Annotated in this window: 21 protein-coding genes, 2 pseudogenes and 1 riboswitch; of the genes and pseudogenes, 6 read left to right on the top strand and 17 right to left on the bottom strand. The window is 45.2% G+C overall.

Going from position 1 to position 24,671, the window contains the following annotated elements:
* The first annotated feature begins 7 nt into the window (after positions 1-7).
* Together BUB85_RS21105 and BUB85_RS04425 are read left to right on the top strand one after the other, a co-directional pair.
* Positions 8-1,660, top strand: coding sequence for a Na/Pi cotransporter family protein (locus BUB85_RS21105; RefSeq protein WP_073105823.1), 1,653 nt, complete (start codon positions 8-10; stop codon positions 1,658-1,660).
* 139 nt (positions 1,661-1,799) lie between these two features.
* Positions 1,800-2,003, top strand: a complete 204-nt coding sequence (locus BUB85_RS04425; protein WP_073105820.1) for a (2Fe-2S)-binding protein — start codon at positions 1,800-1,802, stop codon at positions 2,001-2,003.
* Positions 2,004-2,067: 64 nt separating this feature from the next.
* Here BUB85_RS04425 and BUB85_RS04420 read toward each other — a convergent pair whose 3' ends face one another.
* On the bottom strand, positions 2,068-2,895 hold the full coding sequence (locus BUB85_RS04420; RefSeq protein WP_073105818.1) for a hypothetical protein: 828 nt from the start codon (positions 2,893-2,895) through the stop codon (positions 2,068-2,070).
* Positions 2,896-3,202: 307 nt separating this feature from the next.
* A riboswitch (TPP riboswitch) is annotated at positions 3,203-3,310 on the top strand.
* A 150-nt stretch (positions 3,311-3,460) separates the two neighbouring features.
* On the opposite strand from BUB85_RS04420, the gene thiC reads away from it, so the two are divergent.
* Both thiC and BUB85_RS04410 read left to right on the top strand, forming a co-directional pair.
* Positions 3,461-4,765: a phosphomethylpyrimidine synthase ThiC gene (gene thiC / locus BUB85_RS04415; RefSeq protein ID WP_073105815.1), complete on the top strand. Its 1,305-nt coding sequence runs from the start codon at positions 3,461-3,463 to the stop codon at positions 4,763-4,765.
* A gap of 408 nt (positions 4,766-5,173) precedes the next feature.
* Positions 5,174-5,707 (top strand): annotated as a pseudogene (locus BUB85_RS04410) (ABC transporter ATP-binding protein); the annotation flags it as partial.
* Between the two features lie 11 nt (positions 5,708-5,718).
* On the opposite strand, the pseudogene BUB85_RS21965 reads toward BUB85_RS04410, so the two are convergent.
* From BUB85_RS21965 to BUB85_RS04370, 8 genes and pseudogenes are all read right to left on the bottom strand, one after another.
* Positions 5,719-6,048 (bottom strand): annotated as a pseudogene (locus tag BUB85_RS21965) (aminotransferase class I/II-fold pyridoxal phosphate-dependent enzyme); the annotation flags it as partial.
* 237 nt (positions 6,049-6,285) lie between these two features.
* Complete coding sequence (locus BUB85_RS04400) at positions 6,286-7,080, bottom strand: energy-coupling factor ABC transporter ATP-binding protein (RefSeq protein ID WP_073105808.1); 795 nt, start codon at positions 7,078-7,080, stop codon at positions 6,286-6,288.
* Complete coding sequence (locus BUB85_RS04395; protein ID WP_073105804.1) at positions 7,065-7,934, bottom strand: energy-coupling factor ABC transporter ATP-binding protein; 870 nt, start codon at positions 7,932-7,934, stop codon at positions 7,065-7,067. Before BUB85_RS04395 ends, BUB85_RS04400 begins: the two co-directional genes overlap by 16 nt.
* 12 nt (positions 7,935-7,946) lie before the next feature.
* Positions 7,947-8,744, bottom strand: coding sequence for an energy-coupling factor transporter transmembrane component T family protein (locus tag BUB85_RS04390; protein WP_073105802.1), 798 nt, complete (start codon positions 8,742-8,744; stop codon positions 7,947-7,949).
* 84 nt (positions 8,745-8,828) lie between these two features.
* Positions 8,829-9,437, bottom strand: coding sequence for an ECF transporter S component (locus BUB85_RS04385; RefSeq protein ID WP_073105799.1), 609 nt, complete (start codon positions 9,435-9,437; stop codon positions 8,829-8,831).
* Between the two features lie 73 nt (positions 9,438-9,510).
* Positions 9,511-10,470 carry a nucleoside hydrolase gene (locus tag BUB85_RS04380; protein WP_073105797.1) on the bottom strand — a complete coding sequence of 320 codons (960 nt, stop codon included), beginning with the start codon at positions 10,468-10,470 and terminating at the stop codon, positions 9,511-9,513.
* A 445-nt stretch (positions 10,471-10,915) separates the two neighbouring features.
* Complete coding sequence (locus BUB85_RS04375) at positions 10,916-11,881, bottom strand: D-2-hydroxyacid dehydrogenase (RefSeq protein ID WP_073105794.1); 966 nt, start codon at positions 11,879-11,881, stop codon at positions 10,916-10,918.
* Between the two features lie 25 nt (positions 11,882-11,906).
* Positions 11,907-12,803 carry a sugar phosphate isomerase/epimerase family protein gene (locus BUB85_RS04370; protein WP_073105792.1) on the bottom strand — a complete coding sequence of 299 codons (897 nt, stop codon included), beginning with the start codon at positions 12,801-12,803 and terminating at the stop codon, positions 11,907-11,909.
* 119 nt (positions 12,804-12,922) lie between these two features.
* Between BUB85_RS04370 and BUB85_RS04365 the strand changes: the two genes are divergently transcribed.
* Positions 12,923-13,807, top strand: a complete 885-nt coding sequence (locus BUB85_RS04365; protein WP_073105789.1) for a LysR family transcriptional regulator — start codon at positions 12,923-12,925, stop codon at positions 13,805-13,807.
* 8 nt (positions 13,808-13,815) lie between these two features.
* Here the strand turns inward: BUB85_RS04365 and BUB85_RS04360 are convergent, their stop codons facing one another.
* From BUB85_RS04360 to BUB85_RS04340, 5 genes are read right to left on the bottom strand one after another with little or no spacing between them, the layout of a single operon-like run.
* Positions 13,816-15,123: a TRAP transporter large permease gene (locus BUB85_RS04360; RefSeq protein WP_073105786.1), complete on the bottom strand. Its 1,308-nt coding sequence runs from the start codon at positions 15,121-15,123 to the stop codon at positions 13,816-13,818.
* The gene (locus BUB85_RS04355) at positions 15,120-15,671 is read right to left on the bottom strand and encodes a TRAP transporter small permease (RefSeq protein WP_073105783.1); all 552 of its coding nucleotides are present in this window, start codon (positions 15,669-15,671) and stop codon (positions 15,120-15,122) included. Before BUB85_RS04355 ends, BUB85_RS04360 begins: the two co-directional genes overlap by 4 nt.
* 33 nt (positions 15,672-15,704) lie before the next feature.
* The gene (locus BUB85_RS04350) at positions 15,705-16,757 is read right to left on the bottom strand and encodes a TRAP transporter substrate-binding protein (RefSeq protein ID WP_073105781.1); all 1,053 of its coding nucleotides are present in this window, start codon (positions 16,755-16,757) and stop codon (positions 15,705-15,707) included.
* A gap of 22 nt (positions 16,758-16,779) precedes the next feature.
* Positions 16,780-17,850: a glutamate cyclase domain-containing protein gene (locus BUB85_RS04345; RefSeq protein ID WP_073105778.1), complete on the bottom strand. Its 1,071-nt coding sequence runs from the start codon at positions 17,848-17,850 to the stop codon at positions 16,780-16,782.
* Positions 17,851-17,876: 26 nt separating this feature from the next.
* Positions 17,877-18,938 carry a DSD1 family PLP-dependent enzyme gene (locus BUB85_RS04340; RefSeq protein ID WP_073105775.1) on the bottom strand — a complete coding sequence of 354 codons (1,062 nt, stop codon included), beginning with the start codon at positions 18,936-18,938 and terminating at the stop codon, positions 17,877-17,879.
* Positions 18,939-19,342: 404 nt separating this feature from the next.
* On the opposite strand from BUB85_RS04340, the gene BUB85_RS04335 reads away from it, so the two are divergent.
* Positions 19,343-21,232, top strand: coding sequence for a PfkB family carbohydrate kinase (locus BUB85_RS04335; RefSeq protein WP_073105772.1), 1,890 nt, complete (start codon positions 19,343-19,345; stop codon positions 21,230-21,232).
* Between the two features lie 109 nt (positions 21,233-21,341).
* On the opposite strand, the gene BUB85_RS04330 is transcribed toward BUB85_RS04335, so the two are convergent.
* The 3 genes from BUB85_RS04330 to BUB85_RS04320 are packed head-to-tail and all read right to left on the bottom strand — an operon-like array spanning position 21,342 to position 24,589.
* Complete coding sequence (locus tag BUB85_RS04330; protein ID WP_073105768.1) at positions 21,342-22,145, bottom strand: TPM domain-containing protein; 804 nt, start codon at positions 22,143-22,145, stop codon at positions 21,342-21,344.
* A gap of 12 nt (positions 22,146-22,157) precedes the next feature.
* On the bottom strand, positions 22,158-23,234 hold the full coding sequence (locus BUB85_RS04325) for a hypothetical protein (RefSeq protein ID WP_073105766.1): 1,077 nt from the start codon (positions 23,232-23,234) through the stop codon (positions 22,158-22,160).
* Between the two features lie 26 nt (positions 23,235-23,260).
* Positions 23,261-24,589, bottom strand: a complete 1,329-nt coding sequence (locus BUB85_RS04320) for an SPFH domain-containing protein (RefSeq protein ID WP_073105762.1) — start codon at positions 24,587-24,589, stop codon at positions 23,261-23,263.
* Positions 24,590-24,671 lie beyond the last annotated feature (82 nt).

The following is a 24,671-nucleotide window of genomic DNA, read 5'->3' as shown; positions in this document are numbered from 1 at the left end:
AAGGTTTATGAACATTACAGATATATTCGGGCTGCTGGGGGGACTGGCGCTGTTTTTGTATGGCATGCAGATGATGAGTGCAGGGATGGAGGCTGCAGCTGGAAACCGTATGAAGCAGATTCTGGAGAAGCTGACCGCGAACCGTTTTCTGGGCGTGGCGGTGGGAGCCGGGATCACGGCAGTCATTCAGTCGTCTTCGGCGACGACGGTTATGGTGGTTGGATTCGTAAACTCAGGGATGATGACGCTGCGGCAGGCGGTGTGGATCATTATGGGAGCGAACATCGGAACGACGATCACGGGACAGCTGATCGCGCTGGATGTGGGGGCAATCGCCCCGCTCATCGCATTTGTGGGTGTAGTAATGGTGGCATTTATGAAAAAGCCAAAGTACCATCACATCGGCAGCATTCTGGCGGGACTGGGAATTTTGTTTATCGGAATGGACATGATGAGCACGGCCATGATGCCGCTGCGGGAATCCCAGACATTTATTCACATGATGACGAGCTTTAGCAATCCGCTTCTCGGGATTCTGGCCGGAGCGGCCTTTACTGCAGTAATCCAGTCATCCTCTGCATCGGTGGGAATCCTGCAGGCGCTTGCGCGAAGTGGGATCATTCCATTTTCCAGTGCGGTGTACGTGCTGTTCGGACAAAATATCGGAACGTGTATCACTGCGCTGTTGGCGTCCATTGGAACGAGCCGGAGCGCGAAGCGGACCACGATCATCCATCTGAGCTTTAACATCATAGGAACGGTCATCTTTACAGTGGCGACCATGGTGCTGCCACTCACCGAATTTGTCGCACAGCTGACCCCGGGCAATCCGCCGGCACAGATCGCGAACATGCACACGCTGTTCAACATTGTGACGACAGCGATGCTGCTGCCCTTTGGCAATTATCTGGCAGACTTGGCAGAACATTTGCTGCCGGACAGGGAAGAGGCGGCGGTCCAGCCGGTGCAGGAGCAGAAGCTGCAGTATCTGAATATGGAGGCAGTGGGCAGACAGATTGGGTCCCTCGCCATATACACGGAGCAGATCCGGCAGGAAAGCGGCCGGATGATGGAGCTTGCAAGAGAAAATGTACGGGAGGGCTTCGAGGCGTTCCGGAAAAAAGACGTTGCCATGATTGAGGCGGTAGAGCAGCGGGAAGATCTGATCGATTATTTGAATAAAGAAATCTCGAACTACATTTCACGGGCACTTGCCAAGGAGCTGGAAATCCGGGAGAGCCGGACGCTGAGTGGATTTTTTAAGATCACGGGAAATATTGAGCGGATCGGCGACCACGCCATGAATATTTGTGGATATGCAAGGATGCTGGATGAGAAGGCCGTGAAGTTTTCCAAAGAGGAAAAACAGGAGCAGAAGGAGATACAGAGAGTCAGTGAAGCCATGCTGAGTGAACTGCTCATCTGCGGTACAGAGCGGCTGGATGACCTGACCAGGATCTCGGCGATGGAACAGCGCATCGATGATATGACCGAGCGCTACCGCAACCACATGCTGGAGCGGATGCGCCGCGGCACCTGCTCGGAGGAAGGATGCATTCTGTACTCAGAGATGCTGACAGATTTTGAGCGGATCGGCGATCATGCGCTGAATATCTCGCAGGAGCTGGCAAAGATTCATATACTGCAGCAGAAGGAGTAAGAAGCAGTTTCGATATTGCGGATAGTTTTCTCTTTTACTAAAAGGCACCGAATCTGGCTGCCGGTCTGGCACTGTGGAAAAAATCACAGGATGGTGTTATAATATTTTCAACAATAAATCGGATCAAAGGAGAAAACTTATGGATGATCAAATGGTATGTTACTGCTCGAATGTAACAAGAAGACAGATCGAAGAAGCAATGGATAAAGGGGCAGCTACTTTGGCAGACATTCGGGAAATGACAGGTGCCTGTACAAAAGGAAACTGCAAAGAATTAAGTCCCACCGGGAAGTGCTGTGCACCGGTAATCATGCAAATTATGGAAGACTACAGAAATAAATAATGAGTGCATATAAAAGCACAGCAGAAGTATGGCGGCCTATCCCACGATAGACCGCCATATAACCTTATAAAAGATGTCCCTCCGCTCCCGGGCGGAGCTGTTTCCAAATGTCCTCCACACTGATGGAAGGATTTTCATCGATCATTTCGCAGACAGCTTTTACAGATTCTTCCGGTTCTTCCAGATGGTCTGCAATGGTGGACGTATCGTAGCCCTTTGCTTTTTTCTTTATGATCAGAGCAATAACTTTTTTGGCGGCGCCGCCCTTTTCGCCCTTCTGCTCCCCGATCTGCTCCCATTGCTCCCGTTCCTGCTGCATATGCTTTTCTTCATCATATTCAAATATACTCACACTCGTCGCCTCCGCTCTGTATTTCGTCAGAAACTCTGCCAATATGCCCTCTTTGACACTCTCATTGACTGCCCGTTCTACTGCACTTTTTAGTTCCATAGATTTTTCATATTTCCGGACTTTTTCTACATACAGCATGTATTCCCGCAGCGTTCTGCAACTTTCCATGAGATCTTCATTGTATCCGGGATTGATATTAAGCATCAGAACCTTCAGCTCCAGACAGACCTCGTTGCCCGTTTTCTGAAAGGAATCGGACAGTCTCAGTTCCTGCCGTTCCGGCTGCTTTTCAACACCATTGTAAAAGACAATAAATTTTGGCGCAGGAATCTCTACGATAAGGCGGCCGTAAAGGTTGTTATCTTTTGTCATCCCTTGATAGACTTTGGCTACATAGAATAAATCTCGTAGTGGAAGGTTTGGATTGTATGTTCTCTGCGGTATGGAGATATCGCCTGTACTCTCTGCAGAATATCCCTGCACACTTGCAATTCCGCTGTTTCTTTTCTGGGTTTCATCTTCTGTTCTTTTTTCTGTCATAAAATTCCTCCTGAAATTAATTGTGCAGGAGAAATTCCGGTTCTTTTTACCCTGGAAAATCCTCTCTGCCTGTGAATTGGTAATAAGCATCGAAAATTTCCAAGAATTGCCGATTGGCAAATTAAATAGAACGTTTTCACGTTTAAGAAAATAGAAAATTAATGCTTGTTTTTATTTTAGCATACAGATGCATGAAACACAACGACGAATAGGATACAAAAAACAAAACAAATCGTACACGACAGTTGCAATTATTCCAGGCTCTGTTATAATAAAAAAGTAAATGCAGTTTTTCTAAAACTGCAGACAATAATAACAGGGAGCTCACAGTAGTGGGCTGAGAGTAAGCTGATACTGCTTAGACCTTTAACCTGATTTAGGTAATGCTAACGTAGGGAGATAGTTGATGATTTTGGCGATGAGACTCTTTTGCGGACTCATCGTTTTTTTATGTAATAGGAAAGTTCTCTGAACTTTCCTATTACATAAAAACCCCTCCGGGGGATGCGCATTATCCAAAACAAGTTGGACTCTCTTCCCGCAGATTTCACAAGGAGGATGAAAGATGGAACAGTACGCAACACAGATGGAAGCAGCAAGAAAAGGAATCGTGACAAAGGAACTGGAGTCGGTGGCGGCAAAGGAGCGGATGACAATCGAGGAGCTGATGCCGCTCGTGGCAGCAGGCAAGGTGGCAATCTGCGCCAACAAAAACCACAAGTGCATTGACCCGCAGGGCGTGGGCTCTATGCTGCAGACGAAGATCAACGTGAATCTGGGAGTTTCAAGAGACTGCAAGAATTACGATGTTGAGATGGAAAAGGTGATGGAGGCCGTGAAAATGGGTGCCCATGCGATCATGGATCTGTCCTCTCACGGCAATACGATTCCGTTTCGAAAAAAACTGACATCGGAGTGTCCGGCAATGATCGGGACCGTGCCGGTCTATGATTCAGTGATTCATTATCAGAAAGATCTGGCAACTTTGACGGCGAAGGATTTTATTGATGTGGTAAGGCTCCATGCGGAGGATGGTGTCGACTTTGTGACGCTGCACTGTGGAATCACCAGAAAGACTATTGACCAGATCAAAAACCATAAGCGGAAGATGAACATTGTATCCAGAGGCGGCTCACTCGTGTTTGCGTGGATGTGTATGACAGGCGAGGAGAATCCGTTTTATGAATATTATGACGAGATTCTGGAAATCTGTCGGGAGTATGATGTGACAATCTCTCTGGGAGATGCGTGCAGACCGGGATGTCTTGCGGATGCATCCGATGTGTGTCAGATCGAGGAACTGGTGCGCCTGGGCGAATTGACGAAACGTGCGTGGGCAAAGGATGTACAGGTGATGGTGGAAGGACCGGGGCACATGCCGCTGGACCAGATTGCGGCCAACATGAAGATTCAGCAGACGATCTGTCAGGGGGCGCCGTTCTATGTATTGGGCCCGCTGGTGACCGATATCGCACCGGGATATGACCACATTACATCAGCCATCGGTGGAGCAGTGGCAGCGTCGGCGGGAGCGGCATTTCTTTGCTATGTGACTCCGGCAGAGCACCTTGCCCTGCCAAATGTGGAGGATGTAAAGCAGGGAATCATCGCGTCCAAGATCGCAGCCCATGCGGCAGACATCGCCAAGGGCGTCCGCGGGGCCAGAGAGATGGATGACAAGATGGCGGATGCCCGCCAGAAGCTGGACTGGGAGGCGCAATGGGAGTGCGCCATCGATCCGGAGACTGCAAAAGCAATCCGGGATGACCGCAAGCCAGAGCATGATGATACCTGTTCTATGTGCGGAAAATTCTGTGCGGTGCGGAGTATGAATAAGGCGCTAGCAGGGGAATATATTGATATTCTGTAAGCCGGATCCCCTGTAAATGGACCCACTATAAACGGATCCCACTGCAAACGGATCCTCTGTCAAGCAGACAGGTCAAATATCTAAAACAAAGTGTAGAGGAACGATCATACAAATTGGTGTGGTCGTTTTTTTATGTAATAGAGGAAAGTTCTCTGAACTTTCCTCTATTACATAAAAACCCTCCGGGGGATGCGCACTACGCACAAATGGAATATGGTCACTGAGGTGACCGCGCTTCGGCCCTTACTTCTAAAGGAGTTTTACAATGGTATCTATCTTGTAGGCGTTCACTTGCGGGGATTCTATTGACAAAAATCTGAAAAGTGCTATATTGTTAGTTAAAACTAACGATAGTGACTACTAACAATAGATAGAAAACGCTAATACAGAATGAGATGGGGGCACACTATGTTTTTGGAAATCAATAATATAAGAAAATCGTTTGGGGAATCGGAGAACCGGATTGAGGTACTAAAGGGGATAAATCTGGACATCGAGCGTGGGGAATTCTGTGTACTCCTTGGCCCGTCCGGCTCCGGAAAGTCCACGCTGCTCAACATCATTGGTGGAATCGACAGTCCGGATGCGGGATACATCTCCATAGACGGAGAGAAGACGGGAGAGATGAAGGAGAAGAAGCTGACGCTGTACCGGCGCAGACACCTGGGGTACATTTTCCAGATGTATAATCTGATCCCCAATCTGACCATCCGGGAGAATATCGAGGTGGGGGCATATCTGAGTGAGAAGCCGCTGGATATCAAAGATATGCTGCAGACGCTCGGGCTTTACGAGCACCAGCACAAGCTGCCCAACCAGTTGTCGGGCGGACAGCAGCAGCGGACGGCGATCGGCCGGGCACTGATCAAAAACCCGGATATTCTGCTCTGCGATGAGCCGACGGGATTGTGCGGGCTGCATAAAAACATCAGCTTGTTACGCGGATCCTTACATTTCTGTTCCAGATCCTCAAAGTCCATCTCGTAATACCCGTCCGCCTTCTCCACCAGCGAATTGTTCACAAGTGTTCTCTTCGTATATTCAATCGCCCCGGAAAAAGGGCCGTAAACAGGCTTCTGGATAATTACGCCGTCCCCTGGGTTCGTCACCGCGCAGATCACCTGCCGCATGGCCTCGACCGTTCCGTTAATATAGACAATTTCTTCCTTTTTGATCTTCCAGTTCCTTCTTCTCGCGAACCAGCCACAGATTGCCTCATAATATCGCGGCGCTTCATCCTGGATGGAATAACCGAATATTCCATGGTCCGCCACCGCATGCATGGCCTTTATAATGGGGTCGGCACACCGGAAATCCATATCCGCCGTGTAGACTGCGATAGAATCATCCGGGATGCTCTGCATTTCCACCATCTCTGATACCAGCTTGCTCGTCCCCCACTTCATACTATAGCTGTAAGGACTATGTCTCCTGTCAATTACTTTATCGAAATCATATTTCATCTTATTCACTCTTTCCTACATAATCTCTTCCGACACCGCAGCAGCGTAAGCCTTCCACTACGGCAGCAGATCCACCAGTTCATCCACAAACAAAATCTCCTCCCTGATTCCAAGCACCTCCGCGATCAATGCAATCTCCGGCTTCTTGATCCGCGCGTCCTCGATGATATCGTTGCGCGCAAACACCTCCTGCGCTGTGGAATCCATGATAATATTTTTGTGCGCCATAACCACGATCCGGTCAAAATTACGCGCCACAAATTCCATATCATGCGTGATCGTGATGACCCCCATCCCCTCGGCTGTCAGAGTATCCATCAACTTTTCCAGCACTTCAATTCCCCTGATGTCAAGGCCCGCCGTCGGCTCGTCCAGTATGATATATTTCGGATCCGTCGCGATGACCGCGGCAATAGTTAAGAACTTTCTGGTCGGCAGCGGCAGATCAAACGGATTTTTCCGCTTGCTGTCGATCAGCCCGGTCAGCTCCAGAGCACGATCACTCTTCTCCTTGATCAGCTTTGGGTCCATCCTGGATTTTTTGAGCATGTAGCGTACCTCGTCCTTCACCGTCTGGTTGAAGATCTGGTCATCCGGGTTCTGAAACACATAGCCCACGTACTTTGCAATCTGTGCCGTCGTCTTGTCCTTCGTGTTAATGCCGTCAATAATGACATCTCCCTCCGTCGGTTTATTCAGACGGTTCATCAGCTTCACCGCGGTAGTCTTTCCCGCACCGTTCTGACCGATGATGCCCACCTTCTCCCCCTGATTGATGGTCAGGTTCAGGTGTTCATTCGCAAGATACCCGTTTGGATAAGAAAAAGAAACATCCTTTAATTCGATTGCCATACTTCATTTCCTCCTCTCTTCCGAATCAGTTCCACCGCTTCTTCATTGGTAATCGGAATCCGGTCCAGTCTCTTCCCCGCTTCCGTCATGCGGTGCCCGAGAATAGCTGCCTGCGGAATCGGAGCGCCATATTCAAACAGCCGGTCGCTGGATAAAACCTCATGCGTCGATCCCTGCATTACGACCGTCCCTTTGCTCATTACAACAACCTCATCACAGTACTTTGCAATCAGATCCACCTTATGCTCCACCAGAATGATTGTCTTATGAGCCTCCTTCAGCAACTGGATGATCTCGAATACGTCCTTGGTTCCTTCCGGATCCAACTGCGATGTAGGTTCATCAATGACAATGATTTTGGAATCCATCGCGATGATCGATGCAAACGACACTCTCTGGCACTGCCCGCCGGAAAGCTCCAGCGGATTTTTCTGGATCAGCTCTTCGATTTTCAGCAGCCTGCAGACCTCGATGATCTTCTGAATCATTTCCTCTTTTGGCATGCCCAGATTCTCAATGCCGATTCCGACCTCCTCAAACACGGTGTCCTTCACTCCACTGATCTGTGTAAATGGGTTCTGAAACACGTAGCCGATCTTCACAGACAGCTCCGCCTCATCCCACTCCCGCACATCCTTTCCGTCAATCAGGACTTCTCCCTCCAGCTCTCCATTATAGAAAAATGGAATCAGTCCACGCACCAGGTTGCACAGCGTAGTCTTCCCGCTCGCGTTCTCACCGATGATCCCATAGACTTTCCCCTCCTCAAAATGGCAGTTCACGCTGTCCAGCGATGGCCTTTTGGTCAGAGGATAATTGTATGTAACATTTTTCAACTCAATATATTCAGACATAGGTTCTCCTCCTTATATGATTCCCATGATTTTGATGACAACCGTTCCGACCAGCAGCAGATCAAAAAACAGCCCCAGCCATTTCTCATATCCTGCCGAGGGCTTCAGCTCCCGCAGATGGGTGTGTGGCGTCGTCACTGAAAATGCGCGTGCATCCATGGCGATGGTCTTTTCCTCCGTATAGGAGATGGCACTCAGTGCCAGCGGACTTATGATCGGCAGAAGCGCCTTGATCCGCACAAACACATTTCCATCAGTCTCGATTCCTCTGGACTTCTGACTGTCGAGAATCGTGCTTGCACTTTTTCCCAGTTCTGTGATGGTCTTGAAGGATACCAGAATGACATAAGAAACCGTCGCCGATACCCCCTTCTTCTCACATGCATAGGTCAGGTCTTTCATCGGTGTCGTCAGGAAAAATAAAATGATTGGACCGGCAAATCCCACGATGAAGAATGCCATGTCAAATCCCTTCTGCAGGGCCACATCTGTCCAGTTCCACCCCAAAATCGAGAAGACTACATTGCCCTCCCCGCGGTTGGAAATCAGCCGGACAAACACGGTGAACAGCCCGAGCACCACGAACGCTGCCATAAATGATTTGGTAAATCCTTTTAATTTTTTTACATAAGCTGCAATCAGAAAATAGATGACGCAGACAACAATTCCGAATTTCCAGTCCCTGACCAGCATGGATATAAATCCGGTCGCCAGCGCGATGTTCAGCTTGGTCAGCGGATTCAGATCCATCAGCCAATTTCCTGTCGTCTGATAGCCTCTGAAACTGTCTATAAATTTTTCGTTATCCATAGTTCTCCTTTCTCTCTGCCTCTTATATGGAGAGAAAGCGGCAATGCTGCATGGGCGTGTGCTGCATTGCCGCTGTTTATTTTATTAATCGTCCAGATCCTTATCCTTGATAAATGCATTTCCGTTCGGCAGTTTCACAAGATACCGTACCGGCAGCGCTTTCAGGATTGCAAACACTGCGATACACACGATGATCTTATCCGGAATATCCATGGTAAAGCTGGCGATCGTTGCACACAGGAACTTGGAGATGTGTGTTGCCTCGTACAGCGGAATCGCAATCAGAAGCTGCGAGGTGGATCCGTAAAAATCAAATCCGTACAACGGCCAGCAGATCAGCATACTTCCGATTCCACCGATGACAGCGAAAACCAACGATCCGACGACAACCTTCCACAACTTGCTGAACCATCCGGCCTTGGCAAGAAATCCAGCGGCCACACCGAACAGTATGCTGAGTACTGCGAAAAACATGGAGGTCGGATTCGTGATCGCATTGATCATGTTCGTGACCAGACCCGTGATTCCTCCTGCGAGTGGTCCGCAGAGGGCCCCCACCAGAACTGTACCGATTGCATCACACGCAAATGGTGTCTTCAAAATTACATAGAACAATTGATAACCTACAAAGTTGATACCCACTCCTATTGGAATCAGAAACAGTGTCAGTTTCCCTAATTTTTTTACATTCATTTTTCTCCTCCTTTGTCACTTTCCTTAAGGTTATAATAATCCGGTGAATCTGTGCCCCTGCTCCCGTCGTCTTCTATAACCGCCCCATGGCTTCGATGAAATCTTCCACGTACTTTTCACGATCCACATCAAAGACAACCTTCGCATTCTTTTTCACATTTTCTCCGAGAATATTCTCCTGATAGTTCTTGTCGTCCACGACCGTCATGCCCTTCGTGAACTGCCCGTCCATCTCAATCTCCACATTACACTCCACCATATGAAACCACTCCGGGTGCGTCAGCACAGCCACCGCTGTCGGATCATGAAGCGTGCAGCCCGGAAACTTTTCAATCTCGTAATGCCCCACTCCAAAGAAGTCAATCAGCTCGGCCACAAACACAGCAATCTCACGGTTTTTTGCTCGCAGGATCTCATTTTCCGCCTTGGTGATATAAGCCTTCTGTGTCACATCCAGTCCGGACATGATAATCTTTACACCGGAATGGAACACCACATAGGCCGCCTCCACATCCGCGTATATGTTATATTCCGCCGCCGGAGTCCAGTTTCCTCTGGCTGCCCCGCCGCCCATCATGGAAATGACCGCAATCTTTTCCTTCAGATCCGGGCGAAGTCGAAACAGTAATGCCAGATTCGTCAGGGGTCCAATTGCAATGATCGTCACCGGGCGGTCGCTCTCCTCCAGGATGCGGGTCATCAGATCCACCGCATGCATGGGCTGGAGATCAAATCCATTTTCCGGGAGCTCTGGTCCCCCCAGTCCGCTCTCGCCATGGAAAATGGTTCCGCCGTTCTCCACGATCAAGTTTCTGACCAGTGGCTCCGGTGCCCCCTTGGCTACAGGAATGTCGTACACTTTTGCCTTCGTCAGGACTTTGACCGCGTTGTCGGTTACTTTTTCCAGCGAGGTATTTCCCGCGACTGTCGTGACTGCTTTCAGTTCCAGCTCCGGACTGGCGAGCGTCCACAGAATCGCCATGGCATCGTCATGTCCCGGATCGCAGTCAATTATTACTGGTGTTTTTTCCATCTCATTCTCTCCTTTATTTTTTCTCCTCTACCCACTTGTACCGTTCCAGATTTCCGTCTTTTAAAAAGGCAGAAAAGAGATCGAATATATCATCGGCTACCGCTATGTTCGTGCGTGTCTAAAATAGATCCTGTCCTCTTTTTCTGCCATGTTAAGAAATCCATTTCCTCATCTCTCTGGGGGGAAAGCATTTTCGGAAACCTTTTTCTTGATTTGAATTTTAGCACTCTTTGTTTATGACGTCAACAATTATATCCTGATATATTCACCAAAAATAAAGGCTTAAAACTGTGCACTTTGTTTAACAGCTACACAATCTCAAACCTTTCTGACTCATACTAAAATCAATTTACTGTAAACCAATTTCCTAAATGATTCGTCACCTCCTGATAAAGTCAAAAAAGATTTTTCTCACTATTACATAGAAACAGAGAAAAGTATCATTCTACTTATTAACTACATTGATCGGTTCTCCTGCTATACAGGCTTTGATATTATCAACAGTGCAGTCGATGATACGTTGCCGGCTCTCTCTTGGTGCCCAACTGATATGTGGAGTAATAATACAATTCGGGGCATTAAGCAGCGGATTAGTTTCGCGAATTGGCTCTGTGGACACAACATCTATACCTGCCGCATAGATTTTCCCCGAATTTAATGCATCAGCCAGATCTTGTTCAACAATCAGCTGCCCCCTGCTATTGTTTAAAATAATGACACCGTCTTTCATTTTTGCAATAGTTTTTTTATTAATAATACCTTCCGTCTCCGGAAACAGCGGACAATGAAGCGCAACCACATCGGATTCAGCCAGCAAAGTATCAAGGTCAACATACTTTGCGATCTCCTCACCTGTTCTGTTTGGGTGATTATCATAGGCAATTATCTTCATGCCCATAGCTTTTGCAATTTTTCCAGTTGCCTTCCCAATTCGTCCAAATCCAATAATCCCCATAGTCTTACCACTTAATTCGATTAACGGATAATCCCAAAAACACCAATCCGGATTAGATGACCAACGCCCCTCATGCACTGCCCTACTATGATGTGACACATGATGACAAATTTCAAGTAACAGCGCCATGACAAATTGACTGACAGACGCAGTTCCATAAATCGGAACATTAGTAACCGGGATTCCTTTTTCTTTTGCATAAATATAATCTACTACATTATATCCTGTTGCCAGCACTGTAATCTGCTTTATATTCGTACATGAATCCATTATTTTTTTTGAAATAGGTGTTTTATTTGTAACTACGATTTCTGCCATACCAATACGGCGGATAATCTCTTCCTCATCATCCGACGGCGTACGATCATACACCGTCAGATTTCCTAATTCTTCAATTTTCTCCCAACTTAAATCCCCCGGATTTTCTGTATACCCATCCAAAATAACTATATTCATTATTCAAATTCCTCCTTAAAAGATGTTAATCTTCCAATAAAGCCCATGCTCTGTTAATTACTCTCTTTGTATTCGCAAGAACAATATCCGCATCTTCATCAGCCCACGGCTTCACTTCAAATGACAATACATATGGTTTCTCTGAACAAAAAAATCCTTCATTCTTCAATACATGAAAGAAGTCCAACAACTCCGGAACATCATTTGCACTATGAGGAAACCCAAATCGTGGATGTTGATCTCCATATGCTTCCACGCCTGGTTCAACTACAGCATTCCCAATATGAAAATGACGAATGTAGGGCCGAAGCGTCTGGATAACGAAACGACTTGTCTCATAGGTGGTTGGAAAATGGCTCAAATCCACCAGAAGTCCAAAGTTATTGCAGTAGCTGCGCATGTCCGCTGCAAAACGTGCCGCCAACGGTGCCGGTCCAATCAGTACAGCTTTGTCCATATCATAATCAAAAACTTCTAAATTAACCCCCATCCCTTTTTTGCCCGCATAAGAGCATATGTTTTTAGTGGTCTTAAGTAATTGATTATATGCCTCTTCTTTTGTCTTCTCCTCCCACTTTCCCGCAAGAAAAGCAACATTTTCTGCTCCCAGGTAATTCGCCTCATCAATTGCCTCTTTTAATGTTTTCTCTGCTTTTTGTCGTTCATTTTCATCTATTGCATTCGGATTCAGCTTTGGTCCTAAAAGTCTCGGCTGCGCACCATAACATACCTGCATATGACTTTGATTTAGCATCTTCCTTACCTTTTCTCGTACCTCATCATCTGTGAATTGGCATATTTCTATCGCATCGAAAAAATCATCACATGCAATTTCGTGAACAGACTCCACTACGTCTTTTTGCGGATGACTCATCCACCTTATAGTTCCTATTTGAAAATATTTATGTATTGAATCTTTCATAAGATATCTCTCCTCTTTTTATATACCTTCCCTGATTGCTTTCTCTCAGGCATTTTCATTGATAAACTTTAATCTTTTTGCTATAATATATTTATATTATTTTCTGAAAAGGAGCAGCCATGGATATCACTTTAGCAAAAACCTTTATAAATATAGTACGGGCAAATGGGTTAAGTCCAGCTGCCCAAAATCTCGGTGTTTCTCAATCAACCATAAGTCATCGCTTACAACTTTTGGAAAATGAACTCGGTTTTCCACTTCTGGAACGCAATCGTGGTCAGGCAGGTATTCAGCTTTCACCACAAGGCGAACATTTTCTCGATTACGCAATTCGCTGGGTTGACTTAGAGCGTGAGATTCAAATGCTTAAGCAGAATATTTATACCGAGCAGTTATGCATCGGTGGTGTAGAAAGTATTAACACTTATCTCTTTCCACAAGTTTTTTCTGGTTTTTTAAAAGAAAACCCTAATTATTCCCTACGTATTTTGACTCACCATTCATGGGAACTTTATGACTTGCTATACACCAAGGATATTGATATCGGTTTTGTCAACACCAATTCTTTTCATCCTGATATATCCTCAGAGCTTCTTTTAAATGAAGATTACATGATTCTTCATAACATGGATCGCCTGAAAGACAAAGTACAAATATCTCCGCTCGACCTCGAGCCCAAATTAGAGATTGTGCATTCCTGGACTCCTCAACTTGAGCAATGGCATAATGAATGGTGGACCCCCGGGCAGGAAAGAATTTATCTTAACAGCAACTCGCTTCTTTCAAGTTTCTTTCCTCTTGGTGATTTTTGGTGTATTCTGCCTGCTTCTAATGCCCGGGTTTTCCAAAAAGACTTTGGCTTATATGTTGCCAGTCTTTGTTCTGCACCACCACCACGTGCCTGCTGTGTAATTACAAATAAACAAAATAGTTCTCTGTTGCAAAAGAAGATAGATTATTTTCTTCTTTATGTTAAAGACGTGCTGTCAAAGCTATCAAACTAACATATTTTTCACATGGTTCCAGGTAACCAGAGCGCTAATGCCGGAATCGCTATAATCGCAATTGTAACAAACAAATACATCGCGCAATACGGCAGCGCACCTTTGATTACATCGCTAAAAGAGCAATTCTTATCAGCTATACTGTGAATAACATATAAGTTAATACCAACTGGCGGTGTAATCATTCCTATTTCTGTTAAAAGAGTAAGGATAACTCCAAACCAGATCAAATCAATGTTCAGAGCAACTAAAATCGGAAGTAATACCGGAATCGTAAGATATATCATGGATGTCCCTTCCAAGATACATCCCAAAACCAAATACATTACAATAATACAGGCAAACAATAGAACAATAGAAGGATTCAGTGATACAATCCAGTTCGTGACCCCCTTGCTAATTCCTGAAAGTGCAATAAAATAGGATAATACTTTTGCTCCAAAAATAATTGCTAAAATCATAGAACTTAGGCGCACAGATGCCAATAACGACTCCTTTAAAGCATCCAATGTCAAATTACGGGTAACTACCGTCATAAGAAATGCCACAAATGCTCCGAGTGCTGCTGCTTCAGTTGTTGTTGCCCACCCTGTATATATACTTCCCAATACGATAAAAATCAAAAAGATAAAAGAGAACAAACCTCCTGATTCCTTTATTTTTTCCTTAAATGTATATCTCTCAGTCTCTCTTGGTGCCAATTCTGGATGTAATACACTGCGAATACCTATATAGCACATAAAGCACAGTGCGCATAGCCCCCCTGGCACAATGCCCGCTACAAATAATTTTGTAACGGAGCACTCAGCGATAGATGCATAAATCAGCATGTTGATACTGGGAGGAATCAGTACTCCGAGTGCACCGCCACCTGCCAACGATCCTACTATCATCTGACGGTCATACCCTTTCTCTTCCAATTCTGGATAAGAAACTGAGCCAATTGCGGCTGCTGTTGCAGGACTCGAACCACTAATTGCTGCAAAAATCGCACAGGATACAATATTCGTCTGTAAAAGCCCTCCCGGTAATCTCCTGAGCCACATCGCCGCACTCCGATAAAATCCTTTGCTAAGCCCGCCATGCACCATAAGTTCTCCCATAAGTATGAATAATGGAATCGCCGTCATATCAAAGCTGCACACCGTATTCCATGCCATCTGTCCAATTGAATTCAAAACATAAGACTTACCTATGATCAGTATTCCTATTGTGCCAACTAACATAAGGGTAAATGCAATCCATTCTCCTGCAAAAAGGAGTGCGAATAAGATTATTAACATTAAGATAAATAATATCTGCCAGTCTATATTCATTCTTTTTCTTCTCCTTTCCCATTTTCTGTGGAAGTCTTCTTTGAAAACAATTTAATTATTTTATCAATTTCATATTCAATAAGCGTTAGAAATAAAAGAATCCCGCCAAATACCAATATCGCCTGTGGAATATAAAGTAACACCCTGTATGTGCTAACTGAACGCGTGCCATTTACATATGACTTCATCATCAACTGCCAGCTGTACTTTGTCAGTATCGAACAGTATATAAGAGCAACGATTCCAAGAATCACATCCATAATCTTTTTTATCCTTATCGGATATTTATCATATAGTAATTCAACTCTGAGCAATCCGCCTTCTCTAAAAGTTTTTGCAAGGGATCCAAAAACAATGAACACCATCATGTAGCCACTAATTTCGACTGCATCTAAGTTTCCTGGCCCCATGGTTTTTCTTAATACAATATACACAGTAACAAGAACCATCATTGCAAATAAAATGATTCCGCTTAACAATGCCACATATCTAGTCAGACAATCCATTATTTTCTGGTAATAATACCAGATTTTTTTCAAAATGTTCATTTTTATTCATTCCTTTCAGCCAATCCTATCCCTCTAATAACCAAGTGCTTCATAGACTGCTTTCAAGGTCTCAGGTGCCTGCCCACCAGCCTCATCTGCCCATTTTGTATAGTACCCTTCAACGATTTTCCTTCCCTCTGCCGAAAGATTCTCGTCTATATCTGTAACTTTAGTATTATTCTCTTCAATGATATCAAGAGCTTTTTTATCTTCTTCTGGTATAAACGTATTCCAATATTTTTCGGTAAGCTTGCTGCCTTCATCCTCTATTATCTTCTGATACTCTTCCGGAATACTGTCCCAAGCCGACTGATTCACCATAATAAAAGAACCATTCGCACTAAATGGTGTTTTGTTTGCCCAGTCAATAAATTCATAGTAAGCACTGGATTCTGTTGTCATGGATGAGGTGACAAAACTGTCAATGACCCCCTTTGAAATTGCAGTTGCGATTTCATTGCTGGTAATAGCAACAGAATTCGCATCAACCAGGCTTGCAAACTGCTGCATATATGAATTTTGTCCGCGCATACTGCGTCCTTTCATTTCTGACCAACTTGTCAACGGACTTCCCTTTCCAAACATGTACTGAAGAGAATCTGGCATAAAGAATAGAACATGAATCCCCTGTTCTTCCATTTCCTTTGTAAAATAAGGCGTAATCGTATCCATCATTGTATGGAATGACTCCCAATCAGAACACAAAAATGGATAAGTACAAATAGCCCCCGTCTTTGATGTGCCCGCAATATTCGCTGTATTCGCATCAGACATCTGAACAGTTCCTGTAGAGCATATATCAATTGCTTCCGTTCCTGTATACGGAAGTTCACCTGCCGAATAGACAGAAATGTTTACATGATTTTCTGTCTGATCTTTAATATTATCCACGAACTCTAACAAACCTTCATTTCTAACATAAGTTTGAGGAAGACTCAGAAAAAAGTCCCAATTATACGTTTCATTCGCTGCACCATTATCCGAGGAATTTTTCGATTGTTTTTCCGTTTTACCAGCACAGGCAACAAGTGACAAAACCATACATACCATTAAAGTTGCCGCTACAATTTTCTTATTTTTTTTCATACTTCTTTCTCCTCCTGATACTTTATTTTCCATGTCCTCCGCTATAAGTTCCTGGTTCACCTACTTCTGCACCACGGCAGAAGTCAATAAAAAAAGGACGTGTCGGGCTGAATTTCACTGTCGATGTCACCACGCATTGGAGCATATTTACATAAGAACGAATATACTCCACATCGATCATGTCAATTGCCGCTGTTGGTCTTCCCGAACACCCGCATACGGATCCAGCTCTGATTGCGGCACGCAAGACACGTTCTTCAAGATCTGGACTCTGCAGAACCTTCTTCCCGGAAACAAATTCCAACGCTGCAATTAATGCATAGGCACCATATTCTGAAATAGAAGCAATAATTGGCGCATCACAGCTGCCAGTCGTACCAATAACGGCTCCGTATGGAACAATCTCATCTAATTCGGGCTTGCAATATCCCATACCTGCCTCATTGCCGCCATCACCGATCCCAATGGTACATCCTCCCTGTTCAGAGACCCTCTCCATTAAATCATCAATGGCACCCGGCCAATCTTTCAGTTCATACCCTAGTAGACTATAATATTTTCCATCATCAGCCTTTCCCGGATGCTCAATTGAAACCATACCAACTGGAGATAATGACAATAGCTGCTCAATCACTTTCCTTGTCTCTTCTTCCTGTTTTGCCGGAGGCATTATCACAAGGGCAACCGAATGAGGGCGTTCTATTGCATCCTCAATCGTATTCGTAACTATCAATTCTGCTTCTGTACAAGCAGCCTTTAAGACATCCATACTATTTTGTTCTGAAACAATAATTGGAATCCCTCCCAACAACGATATTGCACGCGCCAAAAGTGCCGAAGAAATCGGTCCATCCGTTTCCGGACGAAACGTTGGTTTTACTAAAAAACCTGTCCCAATCAAAACTATAGGATTCGGTCGAAGCATTGCGTTAAGAAGTTTCTTTGCTGCATTTGTTGATAAGGGCTCTCCCACCCTTTCAAACATATTGTCATAAATCGGTTTAATAATTCCTCTTGAATGTATATCTGCCGTCATCAACGCGTCCAATGCCTGTCCTAGATTCAAAATACGTTGTTCTTCGAATGAAAGCATATTTAATATCCTCCTCACTTATTTAATTAACGACTTTTTCCTCTTGAAGAAATCGCTACTCGATCCACTATTTCTCCTTTTCGTACGAGATATAAGCTGTCATGAATATTCACCGTTGTGCAGCAATGACCGGGGATCAAATGAAGCCTATCTCCAACTAAAACATCTCGATTTTCTTTCGGAATCGCAGTATGCTCTTCACTTACTTTTGCTGGAATATCCGGATACTCTAAGAATATTGGCAACGCCTGATCTGATGCAGCAGATTTTCTTCCCGCATCTACAATTATTTTATTATTCTCAGTACTAATTACTGTGCTCAAAACAAATAACGAATGCTTAAACGGAAGTTTTAGTTTTCCATATGCCACATCCATAAATACATAACTCCCTGCCTGGAGTTCTGTATAAACACTTCCTTTAGGTCTGAAAAAAACTGTCCCTGTACTAGATCCGCTTACTTCTTTTACCTTGATCCCTTTAGATTCAACATATTCTTTAGCTTCTGTAAGCTTTTTTTCAACCTCGTCAGAGGCAGACTGTCTCTTCTCAAAATCTTCCTCATGAGATAAGTGCCCTGCGTATGCCTGAATACCTTCAAATCTCAGATGCGGATACGCTGTTATCTTCGCCGCAAGATCATAAAGTTCTTCCTTCGTAGTTACACCACAACGGTTCATTCCAATTTCAAATTCTACAAGACAGTAAATTATATTGTCTTGTACGGCTGCGGCTGCTTCTAAATCATCAATATTCTTGGCATTGTCAACACAAACTCCGAGATGGCATCGCCCCGCCAACGTAGCAACACTTGCAATCTTTCCCTTATCAACAATCTGATTTGCTATCAGAACATCCTTGATACCACAATCAATCAAATCCTCTGCTTCTTCCACCTTTGAACAGGTAATGCCCTTTGCACCATATTCAATCTGCTTATGCACAATTGCCGGACACTTATTTGATTTGAAATGTGGGCGCATTGCAATTCCCGTTTTTTCGGCCTGCTCCTTAAACAGACATAAATTTTCCTCCAAACTGTCAAGATCAACAATCAACGCTGGAGTCTCCACTTGGCTTACTAACATAATCTTTTTCCTCCTGTAATTTTTTTATAAATACTATCTGAATCTTTTACCGTTCTGATAGTGTTTATCTTTTCATTATCTATTTTATAGATATTTAAGTGTATATATATTTATATACACCATGTTTTATGAAATGTCAATATATTTATGTATATGCCCATATTTTTATGCACTTTTAATCACAACAGACCTATATAACTGTTAATATTTTCCTTTTTATGGTTAAGCGTGATTATTTCAGGTTCTATATTCTAATTTCCCCTCAATTTTCTTTATTATCCTCAAGGCAACGACGCCGATTTACAAAATACATTTCCGAAAGAATATTCCGAAACCACTTTCTCAAATCCGGATTATAGAATATAATGAAACAAGAATCCATTCAAACGGAGGGGGGGATATTATTGACAATTAAAGAAATCGCACAGATTGCAAATGTTTCTGTTTCAACAGTCTCAAAAATCATGAACCATAAGGACAGCAGCATCAGCGCCGAGACGCGGGAGCGTGTTCTGAAGATTGCGAAAGAATACCATTACACACCCTATGCCGCAGCCATGCAGTCAACGACCACCAAGACCTGGATCATCGGTATTGTGATGCAGTCTGTCAACTCCATTGACATGGCGCTTAGCGGAATCCTTGAAGAAGCCCAGAAGAATGGCTATTCCATCAACTTGTTCGACAGCCAGAATGATCCAGAGACTGAGCGTAAAAATATTGCGGCGTGCTGCACAAAACATTTTGACGGTGTCATCTGGGAAACACTTGGCGAGGAAAGTCTGAAGGAAAAAGCTCAGTTAGAAAGAGCCGGTATTCCATTTGAGATTGCAAATGTCGAAATAGAAGGCAGTTTTTGCCCAAATTACAGCCGTCTAAGCTACAATGCCTGCGAGAAGCTTATCCAGAATCAGCACGCACGCATCGGGTGTCTCGTCATGGACGGGCGCCGCACGGCTGCCATCATCAAAGGTTACAAAAATTGTCTTTTTGATCACCAGTTAAACTACGATGAGAACAATATTTTCACGGAGGTTGGGAAATCACTGCTCTATAAGATCAAGAATCATACAATTACCGGAATTATCTGCAGCCATTTCAGCCTTGCCATCGAATTTTTCCGTGTACTCACTTCTCTCGGTTACCATATCCCGGAGGATGTTTCCATCATCTCCATGCGCTCGGATATCCGGGATGAGATTTTCCTGCCGGAGCTCTCTACATTTACCATTCCCAAGCGCAGGTATGGTGTCTGTCTCTGCCGCAATTTTATTAACAAAATCGAGCAGAAGGACTGCCCGCCTGAGCCCTTTGAATTTGACACCACACTGAGCACGGAAAATTCCATCAGCGGACCGTATGAACGTTCCAAACGACAGATTCTGGTTGTCGGAAGTGTCAACGTGGACACCTACCTGAATGTCGATCAGCTCCCTTCCGTCCGACAGACGATCAAGACCTCTGTCTCATCCTCCTATCCAGGCGGAAAGGCAATCAATCAGGCTGTCGGAGTCGCCAAACTCGGGATGCCGGTCGCAGTCCTCGGCAGCGTTGGCAGCGATGTGCACTCGGATCTTATTTTCTCGTCGCTGAATCATTATGATATCTCAACGGAGGGGATTGCACGGATTGGAAATTCCAGCACCGGACATGCATACATTATTACCGGACACGATGGAAATTCCATGATTACGATTCTGGAGGGCGCGAACGCGAATCTCCTCCCGGAGGACATCGTGAAAAACGAGCGAGTGTTCTACAACACAGAGTATTGTCTCGTCCAAACGGAGATTCCTCTGGATACCGTGCACACCGCCCTGAAGCTTGCACGCCTTCACGGTGCCAAAACCATACTCAAGCCTTCCGCATGCGGCGAGCTCCCGGACGATATACTGGCCGATGTCGACATCATCGTACCAAATGTTGACGAGCTTTCCACTATCTGCCCGGAAGGGCAGACCATTGAGGAAAAGAGTAAGTTTCTGCTCGGTAAGGGAATCAGCTGTGTCATTGTCACCCTCGGCTCCCACGGGATCTACCGCCTGGATCGTAACGGTGCTCAATATTATGACGCGGTTCTCTTCTCTGTTGTGGATGCAACCGGCGCAAGTGACGCCTTCATCAGTGCTCTGGCCGCCTACCTCATGCAGGGCTATGACATGGACTCCGCCATTCAGATCGGTTCTATTGCCGCCGCATTTTCCATCACCCGCGAAGGTGTGGTTCCGTCGCTGGTGAGCAAGACAACACTGGAGACCTATCTGTATCAGAAAGAACCGGAACTGTTAAAATAGTAATGTATCGGGCGGTCAATTAGGGACAGGTTAAAATGCAATTGGGGACGTAGCAAAGTGTCACTTTGCTACGTCCCCAATTGCATTTTAACCTGTCCCCGATACACTGCTAGAACTTTCCGCCGCCACCGCCGTGGGTTTCGCCTGAACTGCTCGTGTGCGTTGAACTTCCTTTTTCTTCTTTTTCTTTCTTTACCTTAGTGACTCTGGAATACATAAACAAATCTTTTTCCTTCGTCAGTTTGAATGAATCCTTCTTCACATAGTTTCCCGCATACTCCTGTGGTTTTGCATTGTTCATCTTGCTCTTCATCATGAGTACACTGACAAGTCCAACCGCAACTGCAGCCACCAGTGCAATCAGTTCTCTCAGAAAATAATTCTTGCTTTCCTGATACGGATGATCCGAATCATACGGCGTTCCCTCGTTATATGCAGTGATATAATCCTCGGTCACATTCAGAAACTTCTCACACCCGCCGGCGTAATCTCCATCCGACAGACTGGACGCGACTTCCTCCTTCATCCGCTCAATTCCATAATCCGTAAATGCATCGATCGCCTCCCCGTGAGTGGAAACATAGTAATCTCTGTCTTCCATGCTGATGAGAAACAGTAATCCGGTCCCCTCATCCCCGACACCAAATCCATTCTCATCATAGTAATCGTCCGCATACTCCGACACGCTCTTTCCGTCCAGACTGTTGGTCGTCACAATCACAACATCAAAATCATAACTGCTGATAATGTTATTGATTCCGGCATTCAATGATTCTTCCTCGCTGTCAGACAATAAATCCGCATCATCAAACACCTGGTAATATTCCTCCGATGCAGCGCTGACATTCCACACCATCATCATTCCCAGTGCCATTGCCAGAATCAGCACCAAAACCCTGATTTTTCTTTTCATACGCCACACCTCCTAAATAATAAACACTGCTATTTGTGCCACCGCAAATACCGCCGCGGAAATTCCGATCAGATACTTCCAGAACTTGCCTTTGTCTGTTGGGAGTTCTCCTACCATCTTTCCACTCTGTCCGTTCATTGCAAATGTATAGGTTTTCCCCTCGTACTTTGTGTTCAGCATCCACACCGGGAACATCGTATAATTTGCATCTCCGTTTTGGACATTTACACGACTGTTTTTCGCCACCACGGAATCATATCCCTTTACCGTTTCCTTAAACTTTTTCTCCGCACTGTTCTTCACGCGCTTGTTCGCACGCGGAATACTCTCTTTTGCATCCACATCATACTTATCTGCAAAATATCCCGCGAGATAATTCGGTGAAAATTCCGTCATCTGTTTATAGTCATATGGCTCCAGGGCGTCCATATAATTGTCGTCCATCTTGCTCGAGCCATCCACCGGAATCTTCTCAAAACCGATCTTGCCCTCTCGGACTGCCTTATAGTAATCGGTTCTGGTATAATCATAATTTGAATCACTCCACAGCTTCACCTTTGTGGCATCATATGTAACACTTGCCTGTGCATCACAGTCGAACAACCAGAATGGAACATAAACTCCCGTGATCTTTTCGATATGATTCTGGCTTGAAAATGCATTCGGCAGCAGACGTTTCCCCTGATAAAATCCTTTCAGCGCTTCTTTCGCCTTTTTCTTGTCCAGTTTGAACGGAATGATATAATTGGGACGATTCACTCCGGAAACATTCTCCGTCATAATCGACGGACTTCCACAGTAAACACATTCTGTCGCCACCGAATTTTCATCCCCGACGATCTCTCCGCCACACGACTGACAGATGTGAACCTTCATGTGCTCCATCTGATTTTCAACGGCCGTCTCATCCGTTACGTTCCAGTTCATCTCAGATTCAGTCGTCTCGCTGCTCTCCAGATCCAGAATTTCTTTTAACTGTTCCTCCGTAAATGTGTTGTCACAATATTCGCAGGCCATCTGCTGTTTTTTACTGTTCCACACCAGCGTGCCTCCGCAGCAGGGACACTTATAACTTACCGCACTATCCATAGAAATCTCCTCTCCCTAAAACATGATTACCGCTTGATATCGTTGGTGTCAAATGGATCTCCACATTCCGGGCAGAACTTCGGTGGATTCATCGGATCTGCCGGTTCCCATCCGCATTTATCACATTTGTACAGCGGAGCACCTGCCGGTTTCGGCTGCCCGCACTCCATACAGAATTTTCCCTTGTTTACCACTCCACAGCTGCAAGTCCAGCCATCCGCTGCTGGTGCGGCAGCTGCCTGCTGAACATTCATCTGCTGGTTTGGCATCTGCTGACCGTTCATCTGCTGGTTTGGCATCTGCTGACCGTTCATCTGCTGGTTTGGCATCTGCTGACCATTCATCTGCTGGCCCATCGCAAACAGGTTCTGCGCATTCATACCGCCGGCCTGCTGTGCCATGCCCATACCCATAAATCCCATCATCGCACCATTTTCATTGCCTGCCGCCGTTCTCATGGCATCGCTCTGTGCACCGACAAGTGTTGCCGCCGCCATGGTAGGATCACGCATAACTGCACTCTTCTGCAGCTGCTTAATCATATCTTCATCTTCCTTGGATGCCGTAACCGAATTTACCCCGAAGGATGCCACCGCAAGACCTCTGAGCTCGGTCCATTTCTTCGAGAGCACCTCATTCAGTGCATCCGCCAGCTCCATCGTGTGTCCCGGCAGTGCACTGTAACGGATTCCCATATCCGAAATCTTGGCAAATGCCGGCTGGAGTGCCGTCAGAAGCTCCGTCTTCAGCATACTGTCAATCTCGTCTCTGTAATACTCTTCCTCAACATTACCGCAGACATTTGTATAAAAAAGAATCGGATTCATAATCTTATAGGAATACTCCCCGTTGCATCGAATTGAGATGTCAATGTCGAGTCCGATGTTGCGGTCCACAACTCTGAACGGTACCGGATTCGGTGTTCCGTATTTGTTGCCGACGATTTCCTTTGTATTAAAGAAATAGATCCGCTGATCCTTTGCAGTGTCGCCTCCGAAGCCGACACGTTTGCCCATTGTAGAAAAAGCCGCTTTGATGTTCTGGCCCAGACTTCCTGCAAATATACTCGGTTCTGTGGATGTATCATAAGTAAATTCACCCGGTTCCGCACACACCTCGACCACCTTGCCCTGCTCCACAATGATCATGCACTGTCCTTCATTCACCGCAATCACAGACCCATTGGAGATAATGTTATCCTCCGCCTTTGTATTACTGCTTCTCTTGCCGGAGATTCTCTTTTCCCCTTTTGATACAAGCACGTCTGCCTCCATCGCTTCACAGTAAAAATATTCTTTCCATTGATCAGCTAAAACTCCACCTATAGCACCACCGCCGGCTTTCAATAATCCCATAATCGTACCTCGCTTTCTTTTCCCTTGGATAAAAACTACATTATTTTTATTTTAGCATATCCATGCAAGAAACAAAACTATA

Source organism: Hespellia stercorisuis DSM 15480, from assembly GCF_900142165.1.
Lineage (GTDB): Bacteria > Bacillota > Clostridia > Lachnospirales > Lachnospiraceae > Hespellia > Hespellia stercorisuis.
This window is presented reverse-complemented; position numbering and strand designations above follow the sequence as displayed.